This is a genomic window from Marinobacterium sp. BA1, assembly GCF_041155135.1.
GTDB classification, from domain to species: domain Bacteria; phylum Pseudomonadota; class Gammaproteobacteria; order Pseudomonadales; family Balneatricaceae; genus Marinobacterium; species Marinobacterium iners.
In genome coordinates this window covers 3,930,678-3,949,055 of the sequence record NZ_BAAFHC010000001.1, presented here as the reverse complement: position 1 = coordinate 3,949,055, position 18,378 = coordinate 3,930,678, and the positions used below count along the sequence as shown (strand labels likewise).

At 54.3% G+C, this 18,378-nt stretch carries 17 protein-coding genes; 5 read left to right on the top strand and 12 right to left on the bottom strand.

Annotated features, from left to right (window positions below; genetic code table 11):
- Positions 1-2: 2 nt before the first annotated feature.
- From ACAM29_RS18965 to ACAM29_RS18930, 8 genes are all read right to left on the bottom strand, one after another.
- A complete protein-coding gene (locus ACAM29_RS18965; RefSeq protein WP_369625086.1) occupies positions 3-710 on the bottom strand; it encodes a ZIP family metal transporter in 708 nt (235 codons plus the stop codon).
- Between the two features lie 25 nt (positions 711-735).
- Entirely contained in the window at positions 736-1,203 is a 468-nt protein-coding gene (gene ybaK, locus ACAM29_RS18960; protein WP_369625085.1) for a Cys-tRNA(Pro) deacylase, read from the bottom strand.
- A gap of 27 nt (positions 1,204-1,230) precedes the next feature.
- A complete protein-coding gene (locus ACAM29_RS18955; protein ID WP_369625084.1) occupies positions 1,231-2,550 on the bottom strand; it encodes a DEAD/DEAH box helicase in 1,320 nt (439 codons plus the stop codon).
- Positions 2,551-2,565: 15 nt separating this feature from the next.
- Positions 2,566-4,152, bottom strand: coding sequence for an ABC-F family ATPase (locus ACAM29_RS18950; RefSeq protein ID WP_369625083.1), 1,587 nt, complete (start codon positions 4,150-4,152; stop codon positions 2,566-2,568).
- Between the two features lie 125 nt (positions 4,153-4,277).
- Positions 4,278-4,736, bottom strand: coding sequence for a DUF3237 domain-containing protein (locus ACAM29_RS18945; protein WP_369625082.1), 459 nt, complete (start codon positions 4,734-4,736; stop codon positions 4,278-4,280).
- 67 nt (positions 4,737-4,803) lie between these two features.
- Positions 4,804-5,826: a TRAP transporter substrate-binding protein gene (locus ACAM29_RS18940; protein ID WP_369625081.1), complete on the bottom strand. Its 1,023-nt coding sequence runs from the start codon at positions 5,824-5,826 to the stop codon at positions 4,804-4,806.
- A 204-nt stretch (positions 5,827-6,030) separates the two neighbouring features.
- Positions 6,031-6,489, bottom strand: coding sequence for a MarR family winged helix-turn-helix transcriptional regulator (locus tag ACAM29_RS18935; RefSeq protein ID WP_369625080.1), 459 nt, complete (start codon positions 6,487-6,489; stop codon positions 6,031-6,033).
- Between the two features lie 141 nt (positions 6,490-6,630).
- Positions 6,631-7,350: a GntR family transcriptional regulator gene (locus ACAM29_RS18930; protein ID WP_369625079.1), complete on the bottom strand. Its 720-nt coding sequence runs from the start codon at positions 7,348-7,350 to the stop codon at positions 6,631-6,633.
- Between the two features lie 305 nt (positions 7,351-7,655).
- Here ACAM29_RS18930 and ACAM29_RS18925 point away from each other — a divergent pair, with 305 nt between their 5' ends.
- The 3 genes from ACAM29_RS18925 to ACAM29_RS18915 all read left to right on the top strand — a co-directional run bounded on the left by ACAM29_RS18925 (position 7,656) and on the right by ACAM29_RS18915 (position 10,818).
- Entirely contained in the window at positions 7,656-8,717 is a 1,062-nt protein-coding gene (locus ACAM29_RS18925) for a Rieske 2Fe-2S domain-containing protein (protein ID WP_369625078.1), read from the top strand.
- Positions 8,718-8,775: 58 nt separating this feature from the next.
- Complete coding sequence (locus ACAM29_RS18920) at positions 8,776-9,729, top strand: 2Fe-2S iron-sulfur cluster-binding protein (protein ID WP_369625077.1); 954 nt, start codon at positions 8,776-8,778, stop codon at positions 9,727-9,729.
- Positions 9,730-9,795: 66 nt separating this feature from the next.
- Complete coding sequence (locus tag ACAM29_RS18915) at positions 9,796-10,818, top strand: TRAP transporter substrate-binding protein (protein WP_369625076.1); 1,023 nt, start codon at positions 9,796-9,798, stop codon at positions 10,816-10,818.
- Positions 10,819-11,476: 658 nt separating this feature from the next.
- Here ACAM29_RS18915 and ACAM29_RS18910 read toward each other — a convergent pair.
- The 4 genes from ACAM29_RS18910 to ACAM29_RS18895 form a co-directional block, all read right to left on the bottom strand.
- A complete protein-coding gene (locus ACAM29_RS18910; protein WP_369625075.1) occupies positions 11,477-12,796 on the bottom strand; it encodes a TRAP transporter large permease in 1,320 nt (439 codons plus the stop codon).
- Positions 12,793-13,314, bottom strand: coding sequence for a TRAP transporter small permease (locus ACAM29_RS18905; RefSeq protein WP_369625074.1), 522 nt, complete (start codon positions 13,312-13,314; stop codon positions 12,793-12,795). The genes ACAM29_RS18910 and ACAM29_RS18905 overlap by 4 nt, the downstream gene beginning before the upstream one ends.
- A complete protein-coding gene (locus ACAM29_RS18900) occupies positions 13,311-14,369 on the bottom strand; it encodes a TRAP transporter substrate-binding protein (protein WP_369625073.1) in 1,059 nt (352 codons plus the stop codon). Before ACAM29_RS18900 ends, ACAM29_RS18905 begins: the two co-directional genes overlap by 4 nt.
- 291 nt (positions 14,370-14,660) lie before the next feature.
- On the bottom strand, positions 14,661-15,116 hold the full coding sequence (locus ACAM29_RS18895) for a MarR family winged helix-turn-helix transcriptional regulator (RefSeq protein ID WP_369625072.1): 456 nt from the start codon (positions 15,114-15,116) through the stop codon (positions 14,661-14,663).
- A gap of 273 nt (positions 15,117-15,389) precedes the next feature.
- On the opposite strand from ACAM29_RS18895, the gene ACAM29_RS18890 reads away from it, so the two are divergent.
- Both ACAM29_RS18890 and ACAM29_RS18885 read left to right on the top strand, forming a co-directional pair.
- Positions 15,390-16,952 carry an acyl CoA:acetate/3-ketoacid CoA transferase gene (locus ACAM29_RS18890; RefSeq protein WP_369625071.1) on the top strand — a complete coding sequence of 521 codons (1,563 nt, stop codon included), beginning with the start codon at positions 15,390-15,392 and terminating at the stop codon, positions 16,950-16,952.
- A gap of 29 nt (positions 16,953-16,981) precedes the next feature.
- Entirely contained in the window at positions 16,982-18,190 is a 1,209-nt protein-coding gene (locus ACAM29_RS18885) for a thiolase family protein (RefSeq protein ID WP_369625070.1), read from the top strand.
- Positions 18,191-18,378: the final 188 nt, after the last annotated feature.

Genomic DNA, 18,378 nt, shown 5'->3' with positions numbered 1-18,378 from the left:
CTTCAGGCCGTCAGCATGTGACCTGCAATTCCGAGGGCAAACCCCAGTACAGCCCCCATGGGAGGGCCCCAATGCCGCTCCAGTTTCACTTGGGGGGCAATGTCCTGAAATACCGAGTAGAGGATACCGCCGGCGGCGAACAGCATGATGGACGACACAACGGCTGGATAGTCTGCCAACCAGCTGTACCCCAGCCATGCTGCGGCTGGCCCCATCAGTGCCATCAGCGCAAAAATCAGAATGATGCGACGTGCCGAGTAGCCGGTGTGATGACGCAACTCGCGGAATGCGTTAAAGCCCTCGGGCAGATTCTGTAAGCCGATCAGCAGAGCCAGCAGCAGGCCGTTGCTGCCGCCAAGTGCAAAGGTTGCACCCAGCGCAATGGACTCCGGCACAAAATCGGCCAGCATCGCCACCAGCTGACTGGCCGAGGTCTTGAAATGGTTCAGCAGGACATCGATGCACAGAAAAATCATTCCACCCAGTACAAACCAGAACAGGGCAGCGGTTGTATCAAGGTGTTCAAGGCCGTCAGGAACCAGCACCAATGCCACCGCGGACAGCAGAGCACCGCCACCCAAGGCGATGACACTGTGACGAAACTCCTTTTCCAGCCAGTGCGGGCGTATCCGTTCGGCGCAGGCCAGCCATGCACCCAGCGGCATACTCAGTCCGGCCAATAGCGTTAACGTCAGTATGTGCAACAGCATGGTAACCCCCGAATAGCGAAGACCTCTAGGCTGCAATCGGTGCGAAAACACCCGATGTCAGCCGAGCCAGATCTTGCGGTGACAGCTCAATCTCAAGCCCACGCCGTCCGGCGCTGACGTGTATCGTATCCAAAGCAGCGGCACTGTCATCAATAAAGGTCTTGAGCCGCTTTTTCTGGCCCAGGGGGCTTACCCCACCCAGCACATACCCGGTTACACGCTCGACCTCGACAGGATCAGCCATCGCGGCCTTTTTGGCACCCGCCGCCTTGGCGATCTGTTTCAGATTGAGCTTGCCGACCACCGGAACGATGCCGACCGCCAGTGCCTTGCCATCGAGACTGACCACCAGCGTCTTGAATACCTGTGCGGGGTCCAGCCCCAGCTTTTCGGCCGCTTCAAGCCCATAGGATTCATTTGCAGGGTCATGGCTGTATTCATGAATACGGTGTGCAATACCCGCTTTGCGGGCCTGATCAACTGCGGGTGTCATCCTTTCGACTCCTACAGGTTACTGTGATTAACGCCCAAACAGCGAGGGGCGCTTGCCCGGTCGGTTGGGTGCGACCGGTTCCGGCTGAGCCTGTGGCATCTGCCGGGCCGCTTTTTTCCCCTGTGCACCTTTTTTGCCCGATGATGCTACGCGCGTCCGACCGGTCCGGTTGGCCTTTTTCTCGGCCAGTGCGCCACCTTCAATCAGCTTGCCGTTTTCCAGTACCGGAACAGGCTGCAGCTGCAGCGGCTTGCCGATCAGGGCTGATATATCCTTGAGAAAACGTCGTTCCTCCGGCGATACCAGTGACACGGCCCAGCCCTTCAAACCTGCCCGGCCGGTACGGCCGATGCGGTGTACATAGGCCTCAGGCTGATTCGGCAGATCGTAATTGACCACCTGCGGCAGCGCCTCGATATCCAGCCCTCGAGCGGCCACATCAGTGGCCACCAGCACTTTTACCTCACCAGCGGTAAACGTGGCCAGCGCGGCCATGCGCTCACGCTGGGTGCGATCACCGTGAATCGCAACCGCGCTGATGCCGTCCTCCAGCAGTTGTGCACAGAGCTGATCCGCACGCTTTTTGGTACGCGTAAACACCAGCGTCTGCTGCCAGTTGCCGCCACGAATCAGGAAGCTGAGTACATCCGCCTTATCGGCATTATCCACCGCGTAGGCACTCTGCTTGACCTGTTTGCTGGCCGAGTTGCGTACTGCAATCGCAATCCGTTTCGGGTTCTGCAGCAGTTTGTCGGCCAACACCTCCACAGAGTCATTGAGTGTGGCGGAAAACAGCAGTGTCTGCCGCTGCGCCGGCATATGGGTCAGCAACTCTCGGATCTCGCCAATGAAGCCCAAGTCCAGCATGCGGTCCGCTTCATCGAACACCAGCATTTCCAACTGTTCCAGCGACAGCTTTTTCTGCTTCAACATATCCAGCAGCCGCCCCGGCGTTGCCACCAGGATATCGGCTCCGCGTTTCATCTTGCGGATCTGGTTGTCGAAGCGCACACCGCCGAAGATGGAGATGACCCGCATCCCCAGCAGCTGGCCATATGCCAACGTATGCTCACCCACCTGCTGTGCCAACTCACGGGTTGGCGTCAGGATCAGCCCCCGAATCGGGTGGTAATCACCGCTTGCGGGGGTGCGGCTGAGGCGCTCGATCATCGGCAGCGCAAAGCCGGCGGTTTTGCCTGTACCGGTCTGCGCCTCGGCAATCAGGTCATGTCCCGCCAGCACCAGCGGAATCGCCTGTATCTGGATCGGTGTGGGCGCACGGTACTCCAGCGCGTCCAGTGTGGCGACCAGTTCAGGGCACAGGCCCAGTTCGGCAAAGGCGGACATGGTACTCTCTCCTGCTCACTGTTCCTGCGAGCGCAGGTAATCTTCATAACTGCCGTGGAAGTCATTGATGCCGGTGGGCGTCAGCTCAATGATACGGGTCGCCAGTGAGGAAACAAACTCACGGTCGTGACTGACGAAAATCAGTGTACCGGGATAGTTTTCCAGTGCCAGGTTCAACGCTTCAATCGACTCCATATCCAGGTGGTTGGTCGGTTCGTCCATCACCAGAATATTGGGGCGCTGCAGCATCAGCTTGCCGAAAATCATGCGGCCCTGCTCACCCCCGGAGATCACCTTGACTGACTTGTCGATCTCTTTCTGGGAGAACAGCAGTCGGCCCAGCGTACCGCGAATCACCTGCTCGTCATCACCTTCTTTACCGCAGTAGGCCATCCAGTCGTAGAGGCTTTTCGGTTCGGTGAATTCGTGTGCATGGTCCTGCGCGTAGTAACCGATGTTGCTGTTTTCAGACCACTTGACCTGACCGGCGCTGGGCTCCAGATCCCCCACCAGACACTTGAGCAGCGTCGTTTTACCGATGCCGTTGGGGCCGATGATGGCGATACGCTCAGCCACCGGCACGGTCAGATTCAGACCACTGAACAGCTCCTCATCAAATGACTTGGACAACCCCTCAACCTCAAGTGCGATACGGTGCAGTTTTTTGTCCTGTTCAAAGCGAATGAACGGGCTCTGGCGGCTGGACGGCTTGATATCCTCAAGCTGGATCTTGTCGATCTGTTTGGCGCGCGAAGTCGCCTGCTTGGATTTGGAGGCGTTGGCGGAGAAGCGACTCACAAACGCCTTCAGATCAGCAATCTGTGCCTTTTTCTTGGCATTATCCGCCTGCATGCGTTCGCGTGCCTGAGTCGACGCGGTCATGTACTCATCGTAGTTGCCGTGATACAGACGCACCTCGCCGTAGTCCACATCAGCCATATGGGTGCAGACACTGTTCAGGAAGTGACGGTCATGCGAGATGATAATCATGGTGCAGGTGCGCTGATTGAGCACACCTTCCAGCCAGCGGATGGTGTTGATGTCCAGGTTGTTGGTGGGCTCGTCCAGCAGCAGAATGTCCGGGTCCGAGAACAGCGCCTGCGCCAGCAGCACGCGCAGCTTCCAACCCGGCGCCACTTCGCTCATCGGGCCGAAGTGCTGCTCTACCGGAATACCCACGCCCAGCAACAGCTCACCGGCACGGGACTCGGCGGTATAGCCATCCAGCTCGGCAAACTCGCCTTCCAGCTCACCGGCACGAATACCATCCTCTTCGGTCATCTCCGACTTGGCGTAGATCGCATCACGTTCGGATTTGATCTTCCACAACTCTTCATGCCCCATGATCACGGTATCGACCACGCTGAACGCCTCATAGGCGAACTGATCCTGTCGCAGCTTGCCGATGCGCTCGTTCGGGTCTTTGGAGACGTTGCCGCTGGTGGGCTCCAGATCGCCCCCCAGAATTTTCATGAAGGTGGATTTGCCGCAGCCGTTGGCGCCGATCAGGCCGTAACGGTTGCCGTCACCGAATTTAACGGAAACATTTTCAAACAGTGGCTTGGCGCCAAACTGCATGGTGATATTCGCAGTGGTCAGCAATGGAATCTACTCGATTGATCTTGAATGGGTATGGCGGGCCGACCGTCGATACAGTCGGCAGGGGATACTACCAAAGAGGTGAATTATCGCATAAAAGCGCAGGCGAGTAGAGAGGGGAAGAAAGCTTACGATATTCGGTAAAAATGCAGCTCAACCGAATCGGGATTACGTACCCCTGTACCAATAAACAGACTTTCAGTAATCCATTTAAAACTCTCAGACTCAGTTTCAAATCTGGGTGTACAGCGGAAATAGATGAGATCAGGATCAACCGGCTCTCCTCGCATGAGTTTGCGAGTCATTTCAGGCTCAGCCACCCGGATAGCCCGGTTAACAACATAGATTCTGTCGCCACTTTCGGTTTCCAACACATATCGAGCATCAAGCTCGGCCATACGTGGACTGACAATAAGCTGATAATCCGCACCACCCGACAATACCTGCCCTCTCCAGCCATTACCGACGACTTCTCCCCCGGTAATTGGAATGACACGCCGCACGCCTGCCTGAGTCACTCCAACCTCCAAAGGATCGTCTACTGTTACTTTGAGGGATGCAAAATGTTCAAAGCTTGGAAGTATCATATTTTGAGTCTCTAGAAGAGCATTCAACACAACCTGTGTAATGGCTGTGTTGAATAAAAACAACGATTTACTTTTGTTCTTCGGCTACAATTGCGCGAAAGCGTTGCAACGCAGCTGCTGCATCCACCTTACGTTCAGTAACAGACTCCATCCACTTTTGATCAAGTCCACGGCTAAGCTTGTTCAGCTCCTGTGCCAGCGGGTCATTCTCACCTACCCTCACTATATTCACATTGTTTTTGGTGGCTTCAGCAATTCCATCTTCATCAGCGGCTCCCCAAGCGGCACCTGCCAGCCTGGACAGTTTTTCACCGGATACTTCCATGATTGCGTCTCTGTCTTCCGCGCTCAGTTGAGCAAAGACGTCCGGATTCATGAAAATGGTAAACGCCGTTGTATAAAGACCTTTGGGGAAAAGCGTAAGCTGCGAACTAACCTCATGAATTCTCAGAAATTTTTGATCTAATGGAGGTAAGAAAGTGCCATCCACTACCCCTTGCTGCATCATTTCATAGGATTTAGGGGCCGGCGCACTCACTGGCGAGACTTCCATACGTTCGGCAAGAGCATTGACAAGCCCACCGCCAACACGCATTTTTTTACTTTTGAGATCACTCATGGACGTCACAGGAAACCGCGTATGCAGTTGACCCGGTCCATGCACGAACATGCCAAGGACATGCAGCCCCTCATACTCATTAGCAGGCTCAAAATACTCCTCGTAAACACGCCACAGAGCAACAGAACCTGACTCAGCATCTGCAACCTCACCGGGAATCTCAGCGATGCCTGGCAGCATAAAACGTCCTGACAAATAGGCATTGACGCTAAAAGCGGCATCTACGACACCATCTTCCACAGCCGTAAACAAGGTTCTCGGGTGACCGTTATAGTCTTCAATAATTACGTTTACACGCCCTTCAGTGGCCTCTTCAACCCACTTGGCCCAGGTAGGCCAAACAGTCTCATTCTGAGGGTTGGTAGGTGGTAGCCATGTAGCAACGCGTAGCGTGGTTTCAGCGGCAAGTGCAGATACAGAGAAAAACACTCCCACTGTACCGTACAACAGGGTTCTGCCAAGGTGTTTCATTATTATTATCCTTTTTAAGGTGATGAATCATACGTTGGCATGCATGTGAGTACATGCCAGCTAACACCTCGATAATAATTTAGGCAGAAATAGTTTCAAATTTAAACAATAGATATTGTTATCAATTTTTTAGAAAGGAGGAGTGGGGTAGTGGTCAAGATCAGCTAACGATTGCAGCACACCGACCCCGTCGGTGAAATGCTATCAGCGAGGAAAGCGATCAAGCATGTCGAGTAATTGCTTTTTTTCACCTGACTCGAGGTATTGGCAAAGCTCATCTTCATGCGCACGTACTCGTTCAAGCAGTCCATTGAAGAAGGTGTTACCGTGTGGTGTCATATACAGGGCGTAGGAACGGCGGTCCTTTTTTGAAGGCCGACGCTCAATGAGTTCCATGGACTCAAGCCTATCTACTACCGCCACCATGGCGGAGCGATCGTTGCCCAGAGCCTTGGCTACCGCTGTTTGAGTCAACCCGGGGTTTTCCTTTACGACCACTAACACTCCGAACAGGCCTGGACTTATGCCAAGGTCGCTACAGGCTGCTGAAAAGCTGTCGAAGAACACCATCTGCGCCCTTCTCAACTTGTAACCCAACAAACAGTCCAAGACGCCAAAGTTGATCTGCTCGTTTTCTGCTGCACTCACCTTGTCATCAGTCATATCATCACGTCTCCATCAGCCCTTAACTGCTATCAAAAATCATATCGGTTACCGAAGAGCTGCAGTATACCAAACCGGATATCAACTGGTTATTGATACCCCGCACGAGGGAGTGCCTGAACCTGCCGTGGCATACACATGTTACTCGATCACCAAACCGATTAACCGAAGCTGGAGGTCGTCTTCACTCTGTGACGCAAAAAGGTCAGCATAACGCAGGGTAGCATTGGCATGCTCTCGCATGATCGCCTCTGCCCTGGCACCCTGTCCCCGATCGATCGCATCGAAGACAGCATGATGCTGCATATGAGCAAAACTGAAGCGTCTATATTCACCCTTGAGGTTATTACGATCGATAGCCAGTGAGCTGACCGAAGCGAACGGCAAATGCTCGTTGCGCTGAAGCGCCACCGTTATAGCTGGATTGTGGCTGGCATCAATAATGATGCGATGAAAACGGTGATTGAGGTCATGATAGAGCTCAAGATCTTCCTCCGTCACATAGCCCTTATCGAATAGCTCGTCACCCTGCACCAGACATTCAAGCAGGGCCTCGCGCTGCGCGAGGCTGAGCCCCCGCTCAGCGAGCAGACGTGCTGCCAGCCCTTCCAACACTCCTCGCACCTCTATCGCACCACTCACCTCGTCCGGCGACACTTTACGTACTCGATAGCCTCGTCGTTCCAGCTTGATCAGCAGACCTTCTTGTTCCAGTGCCCGGAAAGCGATGCGTACCGGAGTCCGCGATACCCCCAACCGCTCTGCGGTGGGAATCTCGGCAACTCGTTCTCCGGCCTTGAGCTCACCCGAAATGATCATTTGTCGCAATGAACTCAGAACTTTCTGTCCCGCTTTGCTCATCTTCGCCCTCACAACTGAAACGCCTCAATACTTAGGCTTAGTCTACCAAACTGGATCCAATTCAATTGCTAAATAAGGGAGGGAGCACGCAAACAGGAGGGCTTATAAAAGAACACAAAAAATAAAACTCATAATAATCAAATGGTTAAGAAAAAAATAAAATCAATTATAGTAATAATATATTAAAAATCCAATATTTATTAATAATACAAATGGATCCAATATTGATCTATAAGCCGGTGTTGGGGCAATATTTCCCACATATTGGATCCATAACTAAAACAATCCACGCCAGGAGCCCAACCATGTTCCCGAAAAACTGCTGGTATGTTGCCTGCACACCCGAAGAGTTTGCCGAAAACCCCCTGGGCCGCATGATCTGCGGCGAGCGCATGGCCTTTTATCGTGATGCCGAAGGCAAGGTTGCCGCCGTCGAAGACTACTGCCCTCACCGTGGCGCCCCCCTGTCTCTGGGTTATGTCGAGGATGGTCACTTGGTCTGCGGCTATCACGGCCTGAAAATGGGCCGCGACGGCAAGACCCGCTCCATGCCCAAACAGCGTGTCGGAGGCTTCCCCTGCGTAAAAAGCTATCCCGTTGAAGAGCGTTATGGCTTCATTTGGGTATGGCCCGGCGATCCAACCAAGGCGAACAGCGATGACATCCCGCATCTGGAATGGGCCGTCAGCGATGAATGGGCCTATGGCGGTGGCCTTTACCACATCAACTGTGACTACCGCCTGATGATAGACAATCTCATGGATCTGACCCATGAGACCTATGTGCATACTAGCAGCATCGGCCAGAAAGAGATCGACGAAGCGACAGTCAAGACCCGAGTTGTCGACGGCGAAGTACAGACCAGCCGTTTCATGGACAATGTCATCGCCCCACCTTTTTGGCAGGCCAACCTGCGCACCAAGGGCCTGCCGAACGATCAGCCGGTGGACCGCTGGCAGATCTGCCGCTTCAACCCGCCAAGCCACGTTATGATCGATGTTGGCGTTGCGCTTGCCGGCAATGGCGGTATTGACGCGCCCGAGGACAAACGAGCCAACAGCATCGTCGTTGACTTCATCACACCCGAGACCGAAACCAGCCACTGGTATTTCTGGGGCATGGCACGGAATTTCAAGCCCGAGGACGCTGCGCTGACCGATGCCATCCGTGAAGGCCAAGGTGCAATCTTTGCCGAAGACCTGGAAATGCTGGAGCGCCAGCAGCGAAATCTGATCGAGTTTCCTCACTACAAACTGTTGAAGCTTGATATCGATGCCGGTGGAGTTCAGGCACGGCGCATCATCGATCGAGTGTTGGCTGAAGAGCAGGAGGAGAACAGCAACCGCATTGCCAGTGTCAGCGCCTGATCAACAATAACAATGAAGCCAGGCTTTCGTCTCACCCAACAACACAGGAGAGCATGCCGTGATCGATGTGCAAATCCTAAGCAAAACCAATGAAACAGCCGACATCTGTCTGCTGGAACTGGGCCGCAGTGACAAGCGTCCGCTGCCGGCCTTCAGTGCAGGGGCCCATATTGATCTGCATCTGCCTGGCGGTTTGGTACGCCAGTACTCCCTGTGCAACCATCCGGGAGAAAGCGACCGCTATGAGATAGCCGTGCTGCGTGACCCCGAATCCAGGGGCGGATCCATTGCCGTTCACAACCAGCTCCAGACGGGTGACAGCATTCGCATCAGTGAGCCACGTAACCTGTTTCCACTGGAGCATGAAGCAGGTCGCCATCTGCTGATTGCCGGCGGCATTGGCATAACGCCTATCCTTTGCATGGCGGAGCGCCTGGCGCATATGGACAGCCCTTTTGAACTGCACTACAGCTCCCGCACGGCTGAGGAAACCGCGTTTCGGGAACGCATCCTGCAGTCCCGATTTGCCGACCGCGTTCACTTCCATTTCAGCCGGGAAGACGATGGCGGACGGCTGGATGCCGACACTCTGTTAAGCAATCCAGACAGCGAAACCCATCTGTACGTGTGCGGCCCAAACCCGTTTATGGAACATATTCTGCAGCGCGCACGCGCCAATGGCTGGCCGGACGCCAGGCTCCATCGTGAATATTTCGCTGCCGATCCAATCAGCCACGAAGCTGACACCGCATTCGAAATTCAGCTTGCCAGCAGTGGAGAAGTGCTGACGGTACCGGCTGACCGCACTGCCCTGCAGGTACTGCTGGAATGCGATATCGATGTACCTTTTGCCTGTGAAGAAGGTGTGTGCGGCTCCTGCTCCACTCGTCTGCTGGAGGGTGAACCCGAACACCGGGACCTCTACATGACCGTGGAAGAGCATGCATCCAATGACGAATTTGCGCTCTGTTGTTCGCGCGCAAAGAGCAACCGACTGGTACTGGATATCTGAACATTTCATATCTGAGCACCGGTCGCTCTTTTAACCCGACGATAACAATAACAGGACTAGCCACCTATGAAACTGAAACACTGGGCAGGCATCGCCTCCGCCACCGCCATGATCGCTTCATTCAGCGTCCAGGCTGCCGACGTGACATTGAGATTCGCCCACCCCTGGCCAGCCGGATCGGCCATCCATAACGGACTGGAGGAATGGAGCCAGTCGCTGAATCAGGCCTCCGATGGCCGCATCGAGGTTCAGCTTTTCCCCTCACAGACACTGGCCAAAGCCGCTAAATCCTATGACGCCGTCATTGGGCGTATCGCGGATGTGACGGCCACGGTACAAGGCTATACCGCCAATCGTTTTCCGCTGACCCAAGTGATTGAGCTTCCGGGCATAGTCGAAACCAGTGCCCAGGGATCCTGTATACTGCAAAAACTGTATGATCAGGGCGCACTGGCTGACGAGTACTCCGATACCCATGTACTCTTTGTTTACACCAACGGTCCCGGCCACCTGCATACACGCAAGCAAGAGGTCAAAAAGCCCGAAGACCTTGCGGGCATGCGCATTCGCCGCCCCACCACGCTGATCGGTGAACTGTTCGAAGAGCTGGGGGCCCAGTCCGCAGGCATGCCTGCACCGGAAATTTATCAGTCTCTACAGCGTAACGTTATCGATGGTGTAGCCATTTCCTGGGATGGTGCCAAAGTGTTCCGCCTCAATGAGCTGACCCGCCACCATACCGAGCTGAATCTGTATTCCCTGTCGTTTGTGGTCACCATGAACAAAGATGTCTACTCGCAACTGCCCGTAGATCTCAAGACTGTGGTCGATACCCACTCCGGTGAAAAGTGGTCACAGCATATGGCAGCCGTGTTCGATGATCTCGACAAGCAGTCACGCAGCGAGGCTCAAGCCAAAGGGAGTAAAATCGTGGAGTTAACAGATGAGCTACGAAGCGCTTGGCAGCCAGCCCTGCAAAGGGTAACCGAGAAGTACCTGGACGCATTGGAATCACAGGGCCTACCTGCTCGAAAGGTCTACCAACATGTACAGATTCTGAATGAGCAGTGCACACCCATTGAAGGTTAGGATGATTAAGGATCGTATGAGCAAACCCAGCCAGCGCTGCCATTAAAACTGCATTTTCTCTGTACCAGGGCAGAATAACCGGAGTGCAGCGCCACCGGTACTCTGCCCATGAAAAAGCATGTATGGTTGCGAGTGTGAATAGCCAGCCCCCTGTCCAGATATAGGCATATCACCACAATTTCCCAGCCCACTACGACTCAACTTGAAAGCGCGATTCACGTGCATTTTCGGCTCCAGCCTCCGTCGGTTGATTCTGCATTTACCGCGGCGATAGTCGTAGTAACTTGCAGAACGCCTGACAGATCATCTTGATGGGCTTGAATCCACAGAATCCTTTTTAATCTGTCCTTCTTATTCCGGTCGTTTGACCTGAGCTTCTAATTCTGGATGCGTTTCTGCTCTGGCATCATGGCTTTGCTGGGGTGCTTCGCCCACATCAAGCGCACGACAAGCTTTTCGGATATAGAATACCCCTGATCGAGGACGAGGCTGACAGCTTCAAGCTTGAACTCAGGGGTAAAGGAACAACGTTGTCTTTTCATTGAACAACTATTGGATGCCAAGGGGATCACCTATCAGGGTGGTCAGGAATCATTAAACCACTACACTTTGTCACTTCGTAATATTAGGAGTGCGCAGGCACTCCTAAATTTGCAGTTCAGGCTAATAGATGAACCAACGCCAAAGTGATTGGCGGAAAAGCAACCAGCAACCCGACACGCACCACGTCAGAGATTAAAAAGGGAATAACACCCTTGAAACAGGTACTAAGAGGGAGAGTGCGATCAAAAGACTTGATAATAAAGACATTCATGCCGACCGGCGGTGTAATCAGACCCACTTCGACAACCACCAGCGCCAGGATACCGAACCAAATGCCTGCGTCCTGTGGCGACAGACCGAAGTCCATCGCCATTACGATCGGATAATAGATTGGAATCGTCAGCAGAATCATGGCCAAGCTATCCAGGAAACAGCCGAGTACCAGATAGGTCAGCAGCATCAGAATCAGAATGACATAGGGTGAAAGACTGGAATTTTGGATCAGCTCGACTCCCGCTGCAGGCAGGTGGGACAGCGCTATGAATACACTGAACAGATCGGCACCCAGCACGATAAAGAAGATCATCGCCGAAGATACTGCGGTCTTGATCAGGCTGTCTCGAAACTGGGCCAGCCCCATTTTGCCGTGCGTATATGCCAGCACAGCCGTCAGGAAAACCCCTACAGCCGCTGCCTCCGTCGGGGTAAAGAAGCCCAGATAGATGCCACCCAACACAATCAAAAAAATCAGCGAGATGTGCCAGACATCACGCATGGATCGAATCTTTTCGCGCCAGCTGGTTTTCTCGCCTCGCGGTCCGGAGTCGGGGAACAGGCGCACATAGATCGCAATCGCCAGCAAGTAGCCAAAAGCGGCCATAAAGCCGGGAATAAAAGCCGCAATGAACATCTTGGCAATGTTCTGTTCGGTCAGGACGGCAAAGATGATCAGAACCATCGACGGCGGAATCAGTATGCCAAGGGTCCCACCGGCCGCCAGCGAGCCTGCTGACAGGCCTCCCGCGTAGTTCAGACGTTTCATTTCGGGCAGCGCGACCTTGCCCATGGTTGAAGCGGTTGCCAGGGAAGAGCCACAGATGGCACCAAAGGCAGCACAACCGGCAACCGCCGCCATTGCCAAGCCACCTTTCATATGACCAACCCACTTATTGCAGGTACGGAATAGCTCGGCCGTAATACCCGCACGGGTTGCCAATTCCCCCATCAGCAGAAACAGGGGAACGACCGACAAATCATAGGTGGAAAATTTGGATACTGGCGTTGTACCCAGATATTGCAGCAGCGCCGGCCAACCCGCCAGCAGGGTATAACCGAAGGCGCCACAGCCCAACATCGACAGTGCAATCGGAATACGGAACCCCATCAGAACCAGCAACAGGGCCATCATTGCAAAGGCCAGTTGAATATCACTCATTGCGTCTTTCTCCCGGAGAAGAAGCTATACAGATTGTTCATCGCGCAAACCCCGGTCAATGCCATGGTGATGACGCCCACGACGAATACCCACCAGAGCGGCATTCCGAGGATCATCGTTTGTTCGAAATATTCACGGGATTCAAGACCGGCGATCCACAGCCGCCACACCAGCACAAAGGACACAAGCGCGAACAGTAGGTCGCTGATCATTTCCAGAACACGAAGAGTTGATGACCGACAGGCGGCGGTGAACAGGTCCACCACCACGTGCCCTTGCCTGAGGTAACACTCGGGCAGAAACAGGAAGACGGCGGCGGCCAGTCCCAGCTCAACCAGCTCATAATCACCTTCAACCGCCACACCAATGGTGGAGCGGCCAATAATGCTGACAACCGTCATGGTTGCCAGCGCCAGCATGATAAGCCCACCCGTCAACGCGAACTGGCGTGACAGCCAGGACAGCCCTCTGCTGACGGGTGTGCGATAGTCCGATTGATCTATGACCGTATTACTCATGATTCACCATTGACCTGCTCGGCGTATTGCTGAATCAGCGCCTTGGCGCGCTTGTAGAGATGTTCACCTAGGTAGCCCCGCTCTGTCATGTCCTTGATCCAGACATCATGCACCGGTGCCATGGTGTTTACCCAGTGATCACGCTCCTGCTCGGACAAAACATGGAAGCTGTTGCCCTGCTCGACCGCCTGCTGCTTGGCAAGAAGCTCATGTTTGTCAAACAGACTGCCGATATGCCCCGCGAGCTCCAGCCCCGAGTTGTTGTCGATCACCTGCTGCAGGTCCGGCGGCAGGGATGCATAGGCATCCTTGTTCATCGCAAACACAAAGAACTGGGTATACAGCCCGCGCTCCCCGGGAATCTCGGTATGGTGTTTAACCAGCTGATGGATTTTCATGGATGCCACCACCTCATAGGGCAACACGGCAATGTCCAGCACCCCCTTGGAAACGGCACTGGGCATCTGGGTTACCGGCATGAAGATACTGTTGGTACCGTAGGGCGAAAAGGCATCAGCCATCACCTTGTTGGGCGAACGGAAATTGGTTCGATCAAGATCTGCCGATGTTTGGATTGGCTTTTCTCTTGAATGCAGTGAACCGGGTGCGTGGGTATGCATGGCAAGCAGATGTACATCGGCCAGCTCATCGCTCATCTCGCTCTCGGCATATGCCTGCAATGCCATGCTGGTTGCCTTCGCGGATGCCGGCATGAAGGGCAGTTCAAACACTTTCGCCTTGGGGAAACGACCCGGTGTGTAACCACCCACTGTCCAAGTAATGTCGACGATCCCCTTGCGAGCCTGATCGAACAGCTGGGGCGGCTTGCCGCCAAGCTGCATGGCCGGATAGATTTCAATATCGATGCGCCCCTCGGACTCCTGTTCGATTTTTTCAGCCCAGGGCTCGAGGAAATCGGTATGCGGCATGGCCATCGGCGGCAGCATGTGATGCAGCTTGAATGTGTATTCAGCATCAGCTGAATAGCTGTGAGAGGAAAGGGTCAATCCGGCCAAAGAAAGTGTTACCGCTGTCGCAAGAGTTTTTATACGCATATCAGCACCTTGTTATTGTTTTGATGTGTTTGCACAACACGTGTGGCGGAGCGAGATCAGGTCATCCTCGATCCACGCTATATATTTATCTCATAAACTGTTTAATCACACAACATATGTTATTCCCAATTTGTTTTGGGATATGTGCGCGGCGCTACCATGCCGCGAACAGCCTCGAACAAGACGCAGCACAGCCGACACAACGCCCGCAGTCGCCAGACAACGGAGAAAGGCAAAAGAGAAGGAAGGATTGAGAGAGAAACCGGCTTTGCACCGGCTTCGAATGGGTGATCAGCCCGATTGGATACCGATCACGGCGATGCGCTTGAGCAGATCAAACAGGGTTCTGTGTTCTTCAGGTGTCAAAACGGAAAAGAAACTGTCGTTGTGTTCAAGTGCCTGCTCACGGACTCGCGCCTGGAACGCCTTGCCCTCGGGGGTCAGATAGAGCGCATTGGAACGACGATCCCGCGCCGAGGGACGACGTTGAATCAGGTTGCGCTTTTCCAGCTTGTCCACAATCGCCACCATTGCAGAACGGTCGTTGCCCATCGCCATAGCGACAGCCGTCTGGGTTAGACCGGGGTTGCGATCGACAATTTCCAGAGTGCCGAACAAACCCGGTGTAATCTCGAATTCGGCAAAGAAATCATTGACACTTTTGAATGCGTTCAGCTGCGCACGGCGCAGCCAGTAGCCGGTCAATTGGTGAAGAGAACCAAAATCGATGTTGTCACTGTCTGCCACTGTGCTTGTCCCGTCTGAATCTGTCGGCGCTTTTTAGCACGACTATTGCATACCCTCAACAGTTATACGAAACAACATAGTTCTCTATCAACTTTTCCTCCTTTTCCTGCCAGAAGAACCCTGAGCTACGCCGCGCACTATCGAGGAACAATAAGGCCTGAAAATATTGTTGTATATTTAAACAATTAAATATATAAACTGTGAAGGTATAAAACCAAGATTCCCATTCTCGTCACCAGAACAACAAGACAGAACATCAAGAGGAACACCCGGATGAGCAAAGTGATTAGCGCCGATCAGGCTGCAGAGCTGATCAAGGACGGCGATACGGTCGCCTGGACAACCATCGGCATGTCCTATTTTGCCGAACAGATCGCTCAGGCACTGGAAAAGCGTTTTCTGGAAACCGGTGCGCCGCGCAACATCACCCCGGTGCATGATTGCGGTTGCGGCGATGGCAAAGACGCAGGCATGGCACACCTTGCCCACGAAGGACTGGTCAAGCGTTTGATCTCCGGCCATACCGGCCAGGCTCCGAAAATGGCACAAATGGTGGCCGACAATAAAATCGAGGCTTATCTGCTGCCGCAGGGGGTAATGGCCACGCTCTGGCGCCAAATTGCCGGCCACAAACCGGGCGTTATCACCAAGGTGGGCATGGGCACCTACGTCGACCCTCGCATTTCCGGTGGCAAAGTCACACCGCAGACTACCGAAGACCTGGTCAAACTGCTGGAGATCGAAGGTGAGGAGTGGCTGCTCTACAAGAGCTTTCCGGTCAACGTCGCCGTCATACGCGCCACCACTGCCGATGAAAACGGCAACCTGACCATCGAAGAGGAAGCACAGATCAGCGAAGCCCTGCCCATGGCGCAGGCAGCCCACAACACCGGTGGCATCGTCATCGCTCAGGTCAAATACTTGGCCGAAGCGCACTCGCTGCACCCCAAAGACGTGAAGATTCCCGGCGCTCTGGTGGATTATGTGGTGGTTGCCGAACCGGAAAATCACAAACAGACCATTACCACCGTTTACAACCCGGGATTGGCCGGCAACACCCGGGTCCCTCTTGGTGCTATCCCGCCCATGCCGTTCAGTGAGCGCAAGCTGATCGCCCGCCGTGCCGCCATGGAGCTGCGTCCCAATACGCTGGTTAACCTGGGTATAGGTGTACCGGACGGGGTTGCATCAATTGCCGCTGAAGAGGGTGTCGTAAAACAGTTCACACTGACAACAGAGCTGGGCACCTACGGCGGCATCCCTGCGTCAGGTGGCGATTTCGGTGCTGCATGGAACGCCGACGCAATTATCGAGCACCACGCCCAGTTCGACTTCTACGATGGCGGCGGTCTGGATATCGCATTCCTGGGCCTGGCTCAGGCCGATACCAAAGGCAATTTGAACGTCAGCAAGTTCGGTCCCAAAGTCGTCGGCCCAGGTGGCTTTATCAACATTACTCAGAGCGCAAAAAAGGTCGTTTTCTGCGGCACCCTTACCGCCGGCGCCCAGTATGAGTTCAGCGAGAACGGCATCCGCATTGTGCAGGAAGGCAAGGCGAAAAAATTCGTCGAGGCCGTGGACCAGATTACTTTCAGTGGTGACATCGCTCGCCAGAACAAACAACCGGTCATCTACATCACCGAGCGTGCCGTGTTTGAACTACGTGCCGAAGGCGTCACCTTGACCGAAATCGCGCCGGGGCTGGATCTTGAGCGCGATGTTCTGGCCGCCATGGATTTCCGCCCGCTGATTGCCGATGACTTGAAAGAGATGCCGATCGCGCTGTTTGGCGAGCGCTGGGGCGGTCTTGCATCCATCATGAATGACGCCCACTAACCGAATAAAGACAACAGGAGCGAAATGCCATGTCCATTGAAAATGTGGAAATTCCCTACGGCGCCTACTGGTCAACTCCGTTCGCCAAGTGGCAAGGGTCCCTGCAGCATCTGCACGCGATGAAGTTCGCCGCCTGGGTGGCAAAAAAAGAGCTGGCACAACGCGATATCGATCCGACCCTGTTCGATTCGGGAGTGTTGGGCATGACCAATGCACAGTACCAGTCATTCTACGGCGCCCCCTGGCCACTGTACGAACTGGGTGCGACACACACGCCCGGCCATCTGTTGAGTCAGGTATGCGCCACCGGCGTGCGCGGCCTGTTCGCTACCGCCTCGGAAATAGCCCTGGGCATGGCGGACACGTCCCTGCTGATGACGGCGGATCGTTGCTCCAACGGTGCCCACATCTATTACCCGGCATCCACTGGCCCCGGCGGCTACGGCCAATCGGAAGACCAGGTCACATACAACATGCAGCACGATGCCATTGCTGGCCACTCAATGATCCAGACCGGTGAAAACGTGGCCAAACAGTTTGGCATCAGCCGTGAAGAACTCGACGCTGTGGCTTTGCGCCGCTATGAACAGTATCAGGACGCATTGAAAGACGATCAGGCGTTTCAGAAGCGTTACATGACCTTGCCGTTCACTATCCCCAATTCGTCCTTCCGCAAGGAAGTGGGCAACCTGAACGGCGATGAAGGCGTCTTTCCAACCACTACAGAGGGATTGGCCAAGCTGAGTCCGGTTAATGAGGGAGGTGTGGTCACCTTCGGCAACATGACCCACCCTGCCGACGGCAACGCCGCCATGATTCTCACTACAGCCGACAAGGCACAGGCATTGAGCAATGACCCCGGCATTCGCATCAACATTTGCGGTTTTGGCCAAGCCCGAACCGATTTGGCCCACATGCCGGCGGCACCGATCGATGCGGCTGCCCGCGCACTGACCGCTGCAAGGGTGGATTACAGCCAGATCAAGGCAATCAAGACCCATAACCCCTTTGCCGTTAACGACGTCGCCTTCGCTAGAGCCACCGGTGTGGATGTCATGCAGATGAACAACTTTGGATGTTCGATGATCTGGGGCCATCCCCAGGGACCGACCGGCATGCGAGCCATTATCGAACTGATCGAAGAACTGGTACTGCTCGGCGGCGGCTATGGCCTGTTTACCGGCTGTGCCGGTGGCGACCAGGGTATGGCCGTAGTTCTGCGCGTCAGCGAGCGTTGACCGCTCTTAACGACTGATGATGGGTAAATCTCCGAGCGGTTGAGGCCGCTCTTTTTATGCCCGCCGATAACGGAAAATAAAAATCAAAAATTATTTGTGTTGATATTTGTTTGATAATACAACTATTATTATTCTAATCAAATACTGCGCCGGCTCCCGTCGCCGCCGGCGGTTGAGGAACAACAAGA

Coding starts and splice junctions, on each gene's coding strand:
- ACAM29_RS18900 (WP_369625073.1), bottom strand. CDS start 14,369: ATGCGTATAAAAACTCTTGCGACAGCGGTAACACTTTCTTTGGCCGGA.
- ACAM29_RS18905 (WP_369625074.1), bottom strand. CDS start 13,314: ATGAGTAATACGGTCATAGATCAATCGGACTATCGCACACCCGTCAGC.
- ACAM29_RS18925 (WP_369625078.1), top strand. CDS start 7,656: ATGTTCCCGAAAAACTGCTGGTATGTTGCCTGCACACCCGAAGAGTTT.
- ybaK (WP_369625085.1), bottom strand. CDS start 1,203: ATGACACCCGCAGTTGATCAGGCCCGCAAAGCGGGTATTGCACACCGT.
- ACAM29_RS18945 (WP_369625082.1), bottom strand. CDS start 4,736: ATGATACTTCCAAGCTTTGAACATTTTGCATCCCTCAAAGTAACAGTA.
- ACAM29_RS18885 (WP_369625070.1), top strand. CDS start 16,982: ATGTCCATTGAAAATGTGGAAATTCCCTACGGCGCCTACTGGTCAACT.
- ACAM29_RS18910 (WP_369625075.1), bottom strand. CDS start 12,796: ATGAGTGATATTCAACTGGCCTTTGCAATGATGGCCCTGTTGCTGGTT.
- ACAM29_RS18890 (WP_369625071.1), top strand. CDS start 15,390: ATGAGCAAAGTGATTAGCGCCGATCAGGCTGCAGAGCTGATCAAGGAC.
- ACAM29_RS18940 (WP_369625081.1), bottom strand. CDS start 5,826: ATGAAACACCTTGGCAGAACCCTGTTGTACGGTACAGTGGGAGTGTTT.
- ACAM29_RS18935 (WP_369625080.1), bottom strand. CDS start 6,489: ATGACTGATGACAAGGTGAGTGCAGCAGAAAACGAGCAGATCAACTTT.
- ACAM29_RS18955 (WP_369625084.1), bottom strand. CDS start 2,550: ATGTCCGCCTTTGCCGAACTGGGCCTGTGCCCTGAACTGGTCGCCACA.
- ACAM29_RS18965 (WP_369625086.1), bottom strand. CDS start 710: ATGCTGTTGCACATACTGACGTTAACGCTATTGGCCGGACTGAGTATG.
- ACAM29_RS18930 (WP_369625079.1), bottom strand. CDS start 7,350: ATGAGCAAAGCGGGACAGAAAGTTCTGAGTTCATTGCGACAAATGATC.
- ACAM29_RS18915 (WP_369625076.1), top strand. CDS start 9,796: ATGAAACTGAAACACTGGGCAGGCATCGCCTCCGCCACCGCCATGATC.